This window comes from Pseudotabrizicola sp. (genome assembly GCF_030684215.1).
Classification (GTDB): domain Bacteria; phylum Pseudomonadota; class Alphaproteobacteria; order Rhodobacterales; family Rhodobacteraceae; genus Pseudotabrizicola.
In genome coordinates this window covers 1-13,707 of sequence record NZ_JAUXOV010000062.1, presented here as the reverse complement: position 1 = coordinate 13,707, position 13,707 = coordinate 1, and the positions used below count along the sequence as shown (strand labels likewise).

Below are 13,707 nucleotides of genomic sequence, written 5' to 3'. Positions count from 1 at the left end.
TCACTGTCGAAGCCATCGCGCCGCTCCCTTGTCATTACCTGTTCAAAAATATCCCGGGGTCCGGGGCAGAGCCCCGGCGGCCAGCCTCAGGAAACCACCTGAGCCACTTCAAGCACCGCATGCAACAGCACATCCGTGCCCGCTGCTGCCCATTCGGGGGAAATCTCCTCGGCCTCGTTGTGGGAAAGCCCGTCCACGCAAGGGCACATCACCATCACCGTCGGCGCCACACGGTTGATCCAGCACGCGTCATGGCCTGCGCCCGAGACGATATCCATGTGGGAATGTCCAAGCTTTTCTGCCGATTGCCGGACGATCTTCACAAGCCCCGCATCAAAGGTTACCGGATCGAAATGGCCCACATCTTCGATTCCGCAGCCAAGGCCCAGCTCTGCCGCCACCGCATGTGCGGCGCGCATCACTTCGGCCTTCATTGCGTCCAGTTTGGCTTGATCGGGGCTGCGGATATCCACCGTGAACACCACTTTGCCAGGTATCACATTGCGTGAATTCGGGTGGACAAAGACCTGTCCCACCGCGCCCACGGCGTTCGGCTGGTGGCTCATGGCGATCTGATGCACCCGCTCGGTAATCCGCGCCATGCCAAGGCCCGCATTCACCCGCAGGTGCATCGGCGTACTGCCGGTATGGGCGTCCTTGCCGGTCAGGGTGATTTCCAGCCACCACAGCCCTTGCCCATGCGTGACCACGCCAATGGATTTCCCCTCGGCTTCCAGAATTGGCCCTTGCTCGATGTGCAATTCCAGCATCGCGTGCATGCGACGCGCGCCAACCACCTCATCCCCAACCCAGCCGATGCGGGCCAACTCGTCGCCAAAGCGCAAGCCTTCGGGGTCTATGCGGGAATAGGCATAGTCTTGGCTGTGGATGCCTGCGAACACGCCGCTTGCCAGCATGGCCGGCGCAAAGCGCGCGCCTTCCTCGTTTGTCCAATTCGTTACCACGATCGGGTGCTTCGTTTGGACCCCGATGTCATTCATCGTGCGCACCACCTCCAACGCGCCCAGGACCCCCAGCACGCCGTCATACTTCCCGCCCGTCGGCTGGGTATCCAGATGGCTGCCCATATAGACGGGCAGGGCACTGGGATCTGTCCCGGCACGGGTGGCGAACATGTTGCCCATCGTATCGACGCCCATCGTCATGCCTGCCGCCTTGCACCATCCGGCAAACAGGTGGCGGCCTTCACTGTCGGCATCGGTCAGGGTCTGACGATTGCAGCCGCCCGCAAGGCCGGGGCCGATCAGCGCCATCTCCATCAGGCTGTTCCACAGCCGCGTCGAATTGATGCGGAGGTTTTCTCCGGGTGCTGGCATCAGCTGGCTCTCCCTGTTTGCGCGAGGTATCTTCGCACCCCTTGCAGCGACTCGTTTTCTGACCGTATGGTCAAGGTGAAGCGCACCACAACCTGACCATTCGGTCAACATAATTTCTGCCGGGCTGATGAACCAAAACGCACAAGTTTCACGCATACAAAGGGGCAAACGCACCGAAATACGGCGCGAAAATGAGCGTGTGATTTTGGATGCGGCGGAACGGGTGTTTGCCGAAGCGGGCTATGGCGGAGCCACGATGCAGCTGATCGCCGACATGGCAGGGCTTCCGAAAGCCAATCTGCATTACTATTTCCCGACCAAAGAGGCGCTTTATCGGCAGGTGGTGCGCAATATTTTTGAGATATGGCTGCACGCTGCCGACACCTTTGATGATGCGCCAGGGCCGGTAGAGGGGATCGGCGGCTATATTGAGGCCAAGATGGAGATTTCGCGCCGTCATCCGTTTGGCTCAAAAGTCTGGGCGTCCGAGGTGATGCATGGCGCGCCGGTCATTCAGGATTACCTGGAAACCACGTTGCGCGACTGGACCGTGGGTCGGATGGCAGTGATCCAGCGTTGGGTGGATGAGGGCAAGATGGCCCCGGTCGATCCGCGCCATTTGCTTTACATGCTTTGGGCCATGACCCAGCATTATGCCGATTTTGGCCACCAGATTGAGACGTTGAATGGCGGCCACCCCCTGACTGATGCGCAATGGCGAGAGGCAACCGAGACGGTGAAATCCGTGATTCTGCGCGGAATTGGTGTGGTGTAAGCGGCGCTGATCCGGCTGACATCGCAGCGAGTTATCCCACCGGAACCCATAGCACATCGTCGATGCGCGGCGCGCCGGTGGCCAGCATCACCAGCCGGTCAAAGCCCATGGCGCAACCGCTGGCGGGCGGCATATGGGCAAGAGCAGACAGGAAATCTTCGTCCAGCGGATAGCGTTCCCCATACAGCCGCGCCTTTTCATCCATTTCGGCGGCAAAGCGGCGGCGTTGTTCGGCAGGGTCGGTCAATTCGCCAAAGCCATTGGCCAGCTCGACTCCGCAGGCATAAAGCTCGAACCGCTCCGCCTCGCGCGGATCGTCAGGGCAGGGGCGGGCCAGTGCTGCCTCAACCACCGGATAGCGATCCAGTATCGTCGGGCGACCATGGCCGAGATGGGGCTCTATGCGATCAGACAGGATGCGGCTGAAGATATCTGACCACGTATCATCATCGGCCACGCGCAGGGTGATGGCAGTCGCCTGTCTGGCCAAGGCGTCCCGGTCTGCGATGCCATCTGCATTCAGGGTGGCCAGCAGATCCACCCCGGCGTGGCGCTGCATGGCCTGCGCCACCGAAATCCGGTCAGGTTCAGCCATCGGGTCGCAGGTGCTGCCGCGAAACTGCAACAGACTGGCCCCCGCCGCCTGTGCCGCAAGGCGTAAAAAAGCAGCGCAGTCGCGCATCAGCGTGGTGTAATCCTGCCCCGCGCGATACCACTCCAGCATGGTGAACTCAGGGCTGTGCAGCGCGCCGCGCTCGCGGTTGCGCCAGACATGGGCGAACGCATGAATGCGTGTCTCGCCCGCCGCGAGCAGCTTTTTCATCGCAAACTCTGGGCTGGTGTGCAGATACATGGCACGCGGCTGGCCATCATTGCCGATGGCCTGTGTGCCGAATGCGTGCAGATGCGTCTCGTTTCCGGGGCTGATCTGCAAGCAAGCCGGGTCCACCTCGGTGAAATCATCTTCTGCCAAATGGCCACGCACAGCTGCCTGAATCCGGTTGCGCGCCAAAAGCAGCGGGCGGCGATCGGCGTGGCGGGTGGCAGACCACCAGTTTGCATCGGTCGGCATGTGACAGTTCCCCGGTCTTTTTGCGCAGCCTGCGTTGAAATTCCCGCCCAGATGGGATAGGCGCGCACTCAATCGGTGCCGGGGCTACCCTTCGGCCTCACAATCCACAAGGAAGATCTGACCGTGAAAGTCATCGCATCCTCGCTGCGCAAGGGCAATGTTGTCGAAATGGATGGCAAGCTTTACGCCGTTCTGAAAGCCGAAAACTTCCATCCGGGCAAGGGCACGCCGACCACAAGCGTCGATATGCGCCGGATTTCGGATGGGGTGAAGGTGTCGGAACGCTGGCGCACAACCGAGATGGTCGAAAAGGCCACGGTAGATGAGCGCGAGTATGATTTCCTGTATGAAGACGGCGAAGGCTATCACTTCATGGAGCCCGCAACCTATGAGCAGATCGCGGTTACGCCCGATGTGATCGGGGATGACAAGGTGTTTCTGACCGACGGGATCAAGGTGTATCTACGGACCTATGAAGGTGTGGCGATTGCTATCGAGCTGCCGCAGCGCGTCGTGGTAGAGATCACAGAGACCGAACCTGTGGTCAAGGGACAGACGGCGTCTTCGTCCTATAAGCCGGCAATCTGCTCGAACGGGTTGCGGGTCATGGTGCCGCCTCATATCGGTGTGGGCACGCGGGTTGAGATCAACACTGAAGACTATTCCTACGTTGGCCGTTCAAAGGATTGACATGCGCTTGGTCTCCGGATCCTGACGTCCTGAGATCCCGTCTTGTGCCTGTGGCGTTGGACACGGACCTGAAACTCAGGTCCGGTTTTTTTGTTTCAGAACTCCTCCCAACCGTCTCCGGGCGCCGTTTGGAGGGCAAGGGCGCTTCGCTTGCCTGCGGCGGCTGCCGGAGCAGTCCGGGTTGATTGAAACTTGGCGGCTGGTGGACTGGCGCTTGTCTTTGGCGTACCCCACGACCTGGCCGTCCGGCTGGTCAACGCGCCAGATCTGTGGTCACTGATTGCCGCGCTCTGCAGCGTAAAGCGGTTTGTCGTTTCGGCCAAAGCACCTGCCGCGCGATTAAGGGATTGTGACGCAGCCGAGGTTTCCTCGAACATCGCGGCGTTTTGCTGTGTGACCTGATCAAGATGTTTGACGGCCGTGTTCAATTCAGTGATGCCGTTGGATTGTTCTTTCGCTGAACTTGCGATGTCAGAGACGAGAGTGTGAATTTCCCCCACTGCCGACTGAATGCCATTCAGGCTTCGTCCCGCTTCGGCCACCAGACTGACGCCGCGCTTGACCTGATCGGACGACGCGGTGATCAGCCCGGCAATTTCGCGGGCGGCTTCCGACGAGCGTTGGGCCAGATCGCGCACCTCAGAGGCGACAACGGCAAAGCCACGCCCCGCCTCGCCTGCGCGGGCGGCTTCGACTCCTGCGTTAAGGGCGAGCAGATTGGTCTGGAAGGCGATTTCATCAATCACCGAGGTGATCCGGGAAATCTTGGACGAGCTTTGTTCAATCTCGCCCATAGCCGATACCGCCTCGCGCACCACGCGACCGGATGTTTCGGCATTTTGCTTGGCCTCTTCGACCCGGGAATTCGCGTGGCGGGCAACTTCGGCGGTGGATTTGACCGAAGTGGTCATCTGATCCAGCGCAGCGGCGGTTTGTTCCAGCGTGGCCGCCTGCTGTTCGGTGCGGCGGCTGAGATTGTCGGCGGCACTGCTGATTTCGTTCACTTCCCCCCGGATCGCCGAAGAACTTTCAACCACGTCTGACAACGCCGCGTGCAGACGGTCTGTCGCCTCGTTGAAATCGGCGCGCAAGCCATCATAGCGGGGATCGAACTTTTCGTTCAGCGTGGCGGTCAGGTCGCCGTTGGACAGTCGTGCAAGGGCTGCGCGCAAGGCATCGACGACCTTGGCCTGCGCTGCTTCGACCTCACGACGGGTGGTTTCGGCCTCTCGCAGCGCGGTTTGCTGGCGGGTGACATCGGCGGCGAGCAGAAGGTAGGACTGCACCACATCCTTGTCATCTTTGAGCGGGGTGAGTCGCGCATCCAGCAAGGCGTGACCGTTTGGCAGGGTCAGCCGCAGCAGACCATCAATCGGGTCCCCCGCTTTCAGCCGCAGCCAGAGATCACCCGCGTCGGGGTCATCGAACACCATCAAGGTGCGGCAATCACGCCCGACAACCGCCGACGGCGCAAGGCCGAGCAAACCCGCGAAGCGCTCATTTGCCGACTCGATCTGTCCGGTCTTTGACAATTCGGCGCGCAGTTGCCCGGCATCAATCGCGGACAGGACAGCGGCATTGCGGCGGGTCTGGGTCGTCACCCTCCATTCCAGAACATATCCGGTCAGCACCGCATTGGCATCTTGAACGGGGGCCATCGCCACTTCGAATATTTCCCGTCCGCGCGTAAAGCCGATCTGCCGGGGCTGGCTCGCGCCTGCCAGGCTGGACAAGCCTGCGAGGCTGGGGTCTAGACTGATGACCGGGCGACCGATCAGGTCTATGGTTGTGCCAGGTCCGGAAGAAAAATACTTTGCGATCAAGGCTTGCACGGCCGGGTTTGCAAACAGGATACGAAAATCCGGATCGGTGATGACCAGTGCGGCAGAGGCCCCTTCAAATCCAGATCCCTTGAACATACCGATGCGGGTGACCTCGACCGAGTTCGTCAGATCGGACCGGAACCCTTCCAAAGCGCGGGCGATGTCGCCGATTTCGTCTCTGGCGTTCTGACCCGGCACATTGACGGCATAGTCACCGGCAGCGACCTTTGCGACGGCTGCGTTCAGATTGCGCAGCGGCGCGGAAATGAACATACGAAACATAAAGGCAGCGGCTATCAGCATCGCGGCAAAGATGCCGGTGCCGATGATCAGATTCTGCCGCATCTTTTCTGCAATTTTGCGGACGATCTGCGCCTCAGACCATCGCGTGACGATCACGCCGACAATCTCGGCCTCGGCCCCGAAATACACCGGATGGGCCGCTATCATGCCTGTGTCGTCAAGCAGTAGTTCTTCCTCATGCGAAGGCTTTCTGTTCTGGGCAGTCCAGCTGGCCACATTCGTCAACAGGGTTTTGCCCAGTTGCAGCGTGGCATCATCTGTCACCTGAGCATCACCCTGTATGGCGCGGGAAAACACGCTGCCATCCAGCCGCAGCGTTACAATTTCTGTCAGTTGGGATCCCACAAGACCGAGCAATCGCTCTTCAATGGCCTTTGCCGCCTCTGGTTTGTTGAATCGCAAGGCCCCGCCAGCATCATTGCTCGCAAAATCTGTGATTATGGCGGCCTTGTCGCGCAATGCGTTTTGTAGCATGTCGCTGGCGTCGCTGTTGTTGTTATAGGTGATCGTTGCGGTGACGACAGCCACAGTCAGGGCCGTGATGGCTGTCGCCTTAAGAAAGATCGAACGCAAACGAAAACCTGCGCGGGTGGGAACGGACACGGACAAGGGCATCGGGGCATTCCTTAGATACGGCAGTTGGGAAAAATCTGGGCGGCGCTGAAGTTAGAGATGTTCGGCGTTCAGCCCGACGGTGACCGCCCCGATGACCGTGCCATCGGCAGGATCGGTCAGCGTAAAGGACACCTGAACCTGATAAATTTGGGTGCTTTCATCGAAATTCACGTCGCTGACATGGATGGCGTCAGCACCTTTTGGATAGGTTTCGGTGAACTTCGCCTCATCCCCCTGCCAATAATCTGATGTGATGCCGGATGAGGCCACGTTCAGGCCCAGAGCATCCATCACAAATACCTCTGTGATCAGGCCGGACGCCTGTTCGACCTGCGCGCGCAGCATGTCTGACGATACGGTGGTCAGAACGCTGTTGATCACAGGCTGCACGGGTTTGCCGAGTTCGCTCATCCACGCTTTGTCCAATGCGTCAATATCGCTTTGGGTCAGCGCTGCGTGACGCAGGTTCTGGTCCTGAACAGCGGCAAGGATCACAGGATCAGCGGCCCAGGTGGTCCGCGCTTGGGCAGCATAGGCGCGGGCTTTGGCGGCGGGATCCGATGTATCCATGGCAAAGGCGGGCAGGGCGTAGGCACAAAGCAGGATGGCGGCAAGACGGCGCATGGTATTCTCCCTCAAACAAAACGGTAGAGGGCAGTTAACCTCATGCAGCTTTCTGACCCTTTAACAGCAGCGCCATTCCTAAAATGCCCACGATTTTCTCACGGCCCATCCCCCCTTGGATTCCCGGCTGGATCGGGTATTGCGACCTGTGGTCAAGCAATAACGGGGCAGGGCGATGGCGCAAAAGTTCGGGTTCAGCGTAGAAGCAACCGATGGCAGGGCGCGCAAAGGCGTGATCCACACGCCACGCGGCGAAATCCGCACGCCTGCCTTTATGCCTGTCGGAACTGCCGCCACGGTCAAGGCGATGCTGCCGGAATCGGTGCGTGCAACCGGGGCCGATGTACTGCTGGGCAACACCTATCACCTGATGCTGCGACCGACGGCGGAACGCATCGCCAATCTTGGCGGCCTGCACCGCTTTATGAACTGGGAACGCCCGATCCTGACCGATTCCGGCGGGTTTCAGGTGATGTCGCTGGCGTCCTTGCGCAAGCTGACAGAAGAGGGCGTGCGGTTCTCCAGCCATATTGACGGGTCAAAACACATGCTGAGCCCTGAGCGAAGCATGGAAATTCAAAAGCTGTTGGGCAGCGATATCGTGATGTGTTTTGACGAATGCCCCGCGTTGCCTGCAACCGATGCCGAGGTGGCAAAGTCGATGGCTTTGTCGATGCGATGGGCGCAACGGTCGCGCGATGCGTTTGGCGACCGTCCGGGCCACGCTCTGTTTGGCATCATGCAAGGCGGCGTGACACGCGATCTGCGCGAGGAATCGGCCAAAGCGCTGACCGACATCGGCTTTGATGGCTATGCCGTGGGCGGTCTGGCGGTGGGCGAAGGGCAAGAGGCAATGTTTGGCGTGCTGGATTACGCGCCCGGGTTCCTGCCCGAAGACCGCCCGCGCTATTTGATGGGGGTGGGCAAGCCCGATGATATCGTGGGCGCGGTCGAACGCGGCATCGACATGATGGATTGCGTGCTGCCTTCACGCTCGGGGCGCACCGGGCAGGCATGGACGCGGCGGGGGCAGGTCAACATCAAGAACGCCCGCCATATGGATGACCCCCGCCCTTTGGACGCGGATTGCACCTGCCCGGCCTGCCGCAGCTATAGCCGCGCTTACCTGCACCATGTCTTCAAGGCTCAGGAGATGATTTCGGGCATGCTGCTGACATGGCACAACCTGCATTACTATCAGGAACTCATGCAGGGCCTGCGCGATGCGATTGCCGCAGGTCGGCTCAGCGCGTTTGTGGCAGGTTTCCACGCCGAACGTGCACAAGGTGACATAGACCCGCTTTAACATCACTGGTCCAAGGCGTCCGGCAGTGGGCGTAGATGTGCAGGCTCTGCAAGAATTTCAAAGGACAGTTTACACCTCTGTGGCCGGTTTCGCCTAGGCTGCGGAACAGGTTGAATTAATTGCCTGCCAACGGCCACGTTTTCGGCGGTTTTTCGACATTCCAGCGGCAGAAGTGCAAAAAATCAGCAAAAGGTGTAAACTTCTATGGGCATTTTTTGCGGAGTGCTGTTATCGTCATCATGCAGCGCCCTGCAATGACGGACCAGACGATTGAAATTTCTACATTGCTTCTGCGTGGTCGACTCGTCGCTCCGCATCCTTTGGGTTGGCGGCGATTGGGATGATTTTGCGCTTCGCAACGGTGGACAGGCAATTCTTGCGAATGATGTGCTTGCCACACGGTTGACCGACTATATCTCTGACCGTGCCACCACAGAGGCGGTCGAACAGACCGTCGGGGCGGTGATTGGCTCTCAGGGCACCTTGCGGATGGATTACCGCTGCGACGGTCCCGAAGAACTGCGCCGCTTTCGTCTGACCATCAAGCCGATGAAGGACCGGCGCGCTATCATGGTGCATGAGTTGCGCGACGCAATCCGGTTGGAACAGCCCATGGGGCCTTGGGCCTATGATCCGGCTTCACCGGATCAGAAATGTTCTGTTTGTGGCTATGTGCATGCGGCTGGCAAGTCATGGAAAGACCCGACTGATCCGGGAACCAGTCATCCGGCGCTTGTCAGCTACACAGTCTGCCCTATTTGTGTCACCAAGATTGAAACCGCGGTGAACGACCTTGTTCAAGGGGCAGGGGCGGGCGATGTGGGGCAGTTGAGCCTGAAGCCCGGCTTCAACAGGGACTGAACAGAACGTAACGGATTCCCGACAAATCGGACTGGGATTGTGACTTGTCGCCGCTTGCGCCAAGGCGCATCATGACGACAACAGAGGGTCTTTGCCGACGCAAGGGCAGCACAGGTTGACACCCCCCGGCGGACCCCCCAGATAGAGGGGCCAAAGAGGGGAAGGTCGGGATGCTGCCGATGTTCGGGGCCGTGACCTTCCTGCCGTGATAAGGAACGCGACATGAGCGAGCAATTTTTCACCAGCCACCCGGTTTTGCCTCTGCGCGACATCGTGGTGTTTCCGCATATGATCGTGCCATTGTTTGTTGGCCGCGAAAAATCTGTGCGGGCGCTGGAAGAGGTGATGCAGGACGACAAGCAGATCTTGCTGTCCAGCCAGATCGACCCGACCGTTGATGACCCAGCGACCGATGGTATCTACCGCGTCGGCGTGTTGGCTAATGTGCTGCAACTGCTGAAACTGCCCGACGGCACCGTCAAGGTTCTGGTCGAAGGTAAAACGCGAGTGAAGATCACCCAATTCGTCGATAACCCAAGCTACTTTGAAGCGCAGGCCGTGCCGCTGTCTGAAACCCCCGGTGATGCCTCGGCGGTGGAAGCGATGCTGCGCGCCGTTGCAGATGAGTTTGAGCGCTACGCCAAGATCAAGAAGAACATTCCCGAAGAAGCCCTGTCTGCGGTGCAGGAAACCCGCGAACCCGCACGGTTGGCCGACCTTGTATCGGGCCATCTGGGGGTAGAGGTTGCCCAAAAACAAGCGCTTTTGGAAACGCTGGACGTGTCCGAGCGGCTGGAAAAGGTCTACGGCCACATGCAGGGCGAGATGAGCGTTCTGCAGGTCGAGAAAAAGATCAAATCGCGCGTCAAGACCCAGATGGAAAAGACGCAGCGCGAATACTACCTGAATGAGCAGATGAAGGCGATTCAGCGTGAGCTGGGCGATGGCGAAGAAGGCCAGAACGAAATCGTCGAGCTGGAGACCCGCATCGCGGCCACCAAACTGTCGAAGGAGGCCCGTGAAAAGGCTGATGCCGAGGTTAAAAAGCTTAAATCCATGAGCCCGATGAGCGCGGAAGCGACCGTCGTGCGCAACTATCTGGATTGGTTGCTGGGCGTGCCGTGGGGCGTGAAGTCGCGCGTCAAGAAAGACCTGGTTGCCGCGCAAAAGGTGCTGGACGCTGACCACCACGGGCTTGAAAAGGTAAAAGAACGCATTGTCGAATATCTGGCGGTGCAGGCGCGCTCCACCAAGCTGAAAGGCCCGATCCTGTGCCTTGTCGGCCCTCCGGGCGTGGGCAAAACCTCGCTTGGGCGGTCGGTTGCCAAGGCCACCGGGCGCGAGTTCATTCGCATCAGTCTTGGCGGTGTGCGCGACGAGTCTGAAATCCGTGGCCACCGTCGCACCTATATCGGGTCGATGCCGGGCAAGATCATCCAGAATCTGAAAAAGGCCAAGACCAACAACCCATTGATATTGCTGGATGAAATTGACAAGATGGGTCAGGATTTCCGGGGCGATCCGGCGTCGGCGCTGCTCGAGGTGCTGGACCCGGAGCAAAACTCCACCTTCGTCGATCACTATCTGGAGGTCGAATACGACCTGTCGAACGTGATGTTCATCACCACGGCCAACAGCTACAACATGCCCGGCCCCCTGATGGACCGGATGGAGATCATCCCGCTGGCCGGATACACCGAAGATGAAAAGCGCGAAATCGCGCGGCAACACCTGCTGCCAAAGCAAATCGCTGCCAATGGCCTGAAAAAGACAGAGTTTTCTGTCGATGACGCCGCGTTGACCCATACGATCCGCTACTACACCCGCGAAGCCGGGGTGCGGAACCTTGAGCGAGAGATCGCCAAACTGGCCCGCAAAGCGGTGACCGAGATTCTCAAGGGCAAGGCCAAATCGGTTGCGGTCGATGTGCCCAAGGTCGAGGAATACCTTGGCGTCCAGCGTCACCGTTATGGTCTGGCCGAGCTGGAAGATCAGGTCGGCGTGGTGACAGGTCTGGCATGGACCAGCGTTGGCGGCGACCTTTTGCATATCGAGGCGCTGAAACTTCCTGGCAAAGGGCGGATGAAGACCACGGGAAAACTGGGCGATGTGATGAAGGAATCCATCGACGCGGCGGCCTCGTATGTCCGTTCGATCAGCCCGCAAATCGGGGTAAAGCCGCCCCAGTTTGAAACGATGGATATTCACGTTCACGTCCCTGATGGCGCCACGCCAAAGGACGGTCCATCGGCAGGTCTGGCGATGGTGACATCTATCGTGTCCGTCCTGACAGGAATTCCGGTGCGCCGGGATATCGCCATGACGGGCGAAGTGTCCTTGCGTGGCAATGCCATGCCGATTGGCGGGCTTAAGGAAAAACTGCTGGCGGCGCTGCGGGGCGGTATCAAGACCGTGCTGATCCCGCAGGAAAATGAAAAGGATCTGGCCGAGATTCCGGATAACGTGAAGCAGGGGCTGAAGATTATCCCCGTCAGTCACGTGCGCGAAGTGCTGGCCGAAGCCTTGGTACGCCAGCCCGAGGCGATCGAATGGGACGAAGCCGCCGAGGAAGCCGCCGCCGCGGCCCGTCGGGCGGGCGAGGTCGCATCACTGGCGCACACCGCGCACTGACCCTTTCTCGCCCCTTGGTTGAACTTTGAAAAGCGCCCCCAACCGGGGCGCTTTTCTCATTGCTTTGTCCCGATAAGATCCGGGTGGTTGATGCAAAACCGTCGCGTTTCCCAGTGGTGTTGTTGCCGCTTCGTGGCTAATCTGCAAAAAACCATCAAACAACCGAAAGCAATGGGAGTTTTCTATGTCCAGCAAGGCCACTCCAAAACCGGGACCAAAGGGCATCCCGGCGCCAAAGCTAAAGGCGGTCGCCGTTGCCGCAACTGCGCCAACGTCGGAAGTCGCGGGTGGTGAAGACGCAGGCGCAGATCGCGCCGTTGCGTTGAAGCTGCGCGAACTGGTCGTTCGGGTTGCCGAGGTGACGGGTGGCAAGAAAAAGGGCGTGAAAGAGATTGTCGAAGCCACGCTTGCCGCTTTGGGCGACGCCTTGGCCAAGGGTGAGGAGCTTAATCTGCCCGGCGTTGGCAAGGTGCGCGTTGCAAAATCCGTTGATCGTGAGGGTCGTTCGATGATGACGCTCAAGGTGCGCGGCGTTGGCGCACCCAAGGCAAAAGAGCCGAAAGAGGCCCTTGCAGAGCCGGAAGAAGCCGTCTAAGACACGCCTCATCGGGCGATTAGCTCAGCGGTAGAGCGCTTCGTTCACATCGAAGATGTCAGCGGTTCAAATCCGTTATCGCCCACCATTATTCCCGCGCTTGCGGTAAAAGCGGTCCCGAAACGGGCCGCTTTTTTAACGGGTTGCGTGGAAATGGCGATGCCCGCTACAAATACCGAAAATAGAAAAACCACACCAAAGCAGGCTTGAAAGCCGCGTGGGAAGGCGCTACACGACCAAAGCGCGGGTGATTAGCTCAGTTGGTAGAGCGCTTCGTTTACACCGAAGATGTCGGCGGTTCGAGTCCGTCATCACCCACCATAAAATCCAATAAATACAAGACCTTGATATTTTTACCCTGATTTGCTGTGGCTGTTTGTGCCGAGTGCTTTGTCGCTTAGGGTCGCGTGATGCCGTTGATCTGCACGCGACACATGATCCGGCATTCGTTGATCATATACTCCGCCTGACATTGCCGTTGCAGCTTCAAAGTTCAAACCAGAGTGATATCGTCTTGACCCTTTCCAGAGAAAAATCTAAGAGGCTCAGTAGCGAGGCGGGTGGGCAGGCAGGCTATGCACCGGATTGCAAATCCGAGTAGACCGGTTCGATTCCGGTACCCGCCTCCAAATCCTTTCAATGACTTGGCAGATCTTTTCCGCGCCTTCGGGCTGGCAGTCTGCAAATCTGTTAACGCGCCGCCCGGTTTCGCAACGGTCGGGGCCTTCACAACAGTGTCTGAGACGTCGGGCGCGATGACGGCGTCATAAAGCTGCACAGGATCAAGGTTGTGTTATCGCGCCGCCGTCCCTGCCAGTTGAGAATTCTGGCCACGGTCACGCAGGTCAGGCTGATCACCCGGCATGGGACGCTCATGGCGAAATTTGCGAACCGGTGGCGCGATCGGCGGGGGCGGTTGGTCGTCAGTCTTGCCGTAACGGCTCGGTTGGCACCGCCTGCCTGAAGTTGGGATGATCGTTTATGGGACGTGCATAGCGACGTCGTTAACGACGTGTCTTATGCGGGGCTTGCGATGCGTGGTGATATTCTGGGACTTGAGCGGCGGCGACGGTGG

10 protein-coding genes and 3 tRNA genes are annotated in these 13,707 nt (G+C 59.2%); 9 read left to right on the top strand and 4 right to left on the bottom strand.

Annotated elements, in window-relative coordinates; genetic code table 11:
• Positions 1-86 precede the first annotated feature (86 nt).
• The gene (locus Q8K08_RS12110; protein WP_304802230.1) at positions 87-1,337 is read right to left on the bottom strand and encodes a Zn-dependent hydrolase; all 1,251 of its coding nucleotides are present in this window, start codon (positions 1,335-1,337) and stop codon (positions 87-89) included.
• A 127-nt stretch (positions 1,338-1,464) separates the two neighbouring features.
• Between Q8K08_RS12110 and Q8K08_RS12105 the strand changes: the two genes are divergently transcribed.
• The gene (locus tag Q8K08_RS12105; protein ID WP_304802229.1) at positions 1,465-2,112 is read left to right on the top strand and encodes a TetR/AcrR family transcriptional regulator; all 648 of its coding nucleotides are present in this window, start codon (positions 1,465-1,467) and stop codon (positions 2,110-2,112) included.
• 31 nt (positions 2,113-2,143) lie between these two features.
• Here the strand turns inward: Q8K08_RS12105 and epmA are convergent, their stop codons facing one another.
• A complete protein-coding gene (gene epmA, locus Q8K08_RS12100; RefSeq protein ID WP_305250235.1) occupies positions 2,144-3,184 on the bottom strand; it encodes an EF-P lysine aminoacylase EpmA in 1,041 nt (346 codons plus the stop codon).
• A gap of 123 nt (positions 3,185-3,307) precedes the next feature.
• On the opposite strand from epmA, the gene efp reads away from it, so the two are divergent.
• Positions 3,308-3,874, top strand: a complete 567-nt coding sequence (efp, locus tag Q8K08_RS12095) for an elongation factor P (protein ID WP_304799878.1) — start codon at positions 3,308-3,310, stop codon at positions 3,872-3,874.
• Positions 3,875-3,969: 95 nt separating this feature from the next.
• Here efp and Q8K08_RS12090 read toward each other — a convergent pair whose 3' ends face one another.
• A complete protein-coding gene (locus Q8K08_RS12090) occupies positions 3,970-6,615 on the bottom strand; it encodes a methyl-accepting chemotaxis protein (RefSeq protein WP_305250234.1) in 2,646 nt (881 codons plus the stop codon).
• 51 nt (positions 6,616-6,666) lie between these two features.
• Positions 6,667-7,239, bottom strand: a complete 573-nt coding sequence (locus Q8K08_RS12085) for a PDC sensor domain-containing protein (RefSeq protein WP_305250233.1) — start codon at positions 7,237-7,239, stop codon at positions 6,667-6,669.
• Positions 7,240-7,414: 175 nt separating this feature from the next.
• On the opposite strand from Q8K08_RS12085, the gene tgt reads away from it, so the two are divergent.
• The 7 genes from tgt to Q8K08_RS12050 all read left to right on the top strand — a co-directional run bounded on the left by tgt (position 7,415) and on the right by Q8K08_RS12050 (position 13,261).
• Positions 7,415-8,545: a tRNA guanosine(34) transglycosylase Tgt gene (gene tgt / locus Q8K08_RS12080; RefSeq protein ID WP_305250232.1), complete on the top strand. Its 1,131-nt coding sequence runs from the start codon at positions 7,415-7,417 to the stop codon at positions 8,543-8,545.
• Positions 8,546-8,815: 270 nt separating this feature from the next.
• The gene (locus Q8K08_RS12075) at positions 8,816-9,406 is read left to right on the top strand and encodes a hypothetical protein (protein WP_305250231.1); all 591 of its coding nucleotides are present in this window, start codon (positions 8,816-8,818) and stop codon (positions 9,404-9,406) included.
• Between the two features lie 222 nt (positions 9,407-9,628).
• A complete protein-coding gene (lon, locus tag Q8K08_RS12070) occupies positions 9,629-12,037 on the top strand; it encodes an endopeptidase La (RefSeq protein ID WP_305250230.1) in 2,409 nt (802 codons plus the stop codon).
• A 184-nt stretch (positions 12,038-12,221) separates the two neighbouring features.
• A complete protein-coding gene (locus tag Q8K08_RS12065) occupies positions 12,222-12,632 on the top strand; it encodes an HU family DNA-binding protein (RefSeq protein ID WP_305250229.1) in 411 nt (136 codons plus the stop codon).
• Between the two features lie 13 nt (positions 12,633-12,645).
• Positions 12,646-12,720 (top strand) — tRNA-Val (locus tag Q8K08_RS12060).
• Between the two features lie 157 nt (positions 12,721-12,877).
• Positions 12,878-12,953: transfer RNA gene (locus Q8K08_RS12055), tRNA-Val, on the top strand.
• Between the two features lie 234 nt (positions 12,954-13,187).
• Positions 13,188-13,261: transfer RNA gene (locus Q8K08_RS12050), tRNA-Cys, on the top strand.
• The last annotated feature ends 446 nt before the right edge of the window (positions 13,262-13,707 follow it).

What these genes read in the sequence shown, in the direction of transcription:
- Q8K08_RS12110 (WP_304802230.1), bottom strand. Translation starts at nt 1,337, where the DNA reads ATGCCAGCACCCGGAGAAAACCTCCGCATCAATTCGACGCGGCTGTGG.
- Q8K08_RS12105 (WP_304802229.1), top strand. Translation starts at nt 1,465, where the DNA reads ATGAACCAAAACGCACAAGTTTCACGCATACAAAGGGGCAAACGCACC.
- epmA (WP_305250235.1), bottom strand. Translation starts at nt 3,184, where the DNA reads ATGCCGACCGATGCAAACTGGTGGTCTGCCACCCGCCACGCCGATCGC.
- Q8K08_RS12090 (WP_305250234.1), bottom strand. Translation starts at nt 6,615, where the DNA reads ATGCCCTTGTCCGTGTCCGTTCCCACCCGCGCAGGTTTTCGTTTGCGT.
- Q8K08_RS12085 (WP_305250233.1), bottom strand. Translation starts at nt 7,239, where the DNA reads ATGCGCCGTCTTGCCGCCATCCTGCTTTGTGCCTACGCCCTGCCCGCC.
- tgt (WP_305250232.1), top strand. Translation starts at nt 7,415, where the DNA reads ATGGCGCAAAAGTTCGGGTTCAGCGTAGAAGCAACCGATGGCAGGGCG.
- lon (WP_305250230.1), top strand. Translation starts at nt 9,629, where the DNA reads ATGAGCGAGCAATTTTTCACCAGCCACCCGGTTTTGCCTCTGCGCGAC.
- Q8K08_RS12065 (WP_305250229.1), top strand. Translation starts at nt 12,222, where the DNA reads ATGTCCAGCAAGGCCACTCCAAAACCGGGACCAAAGGGCATCCCGGCG.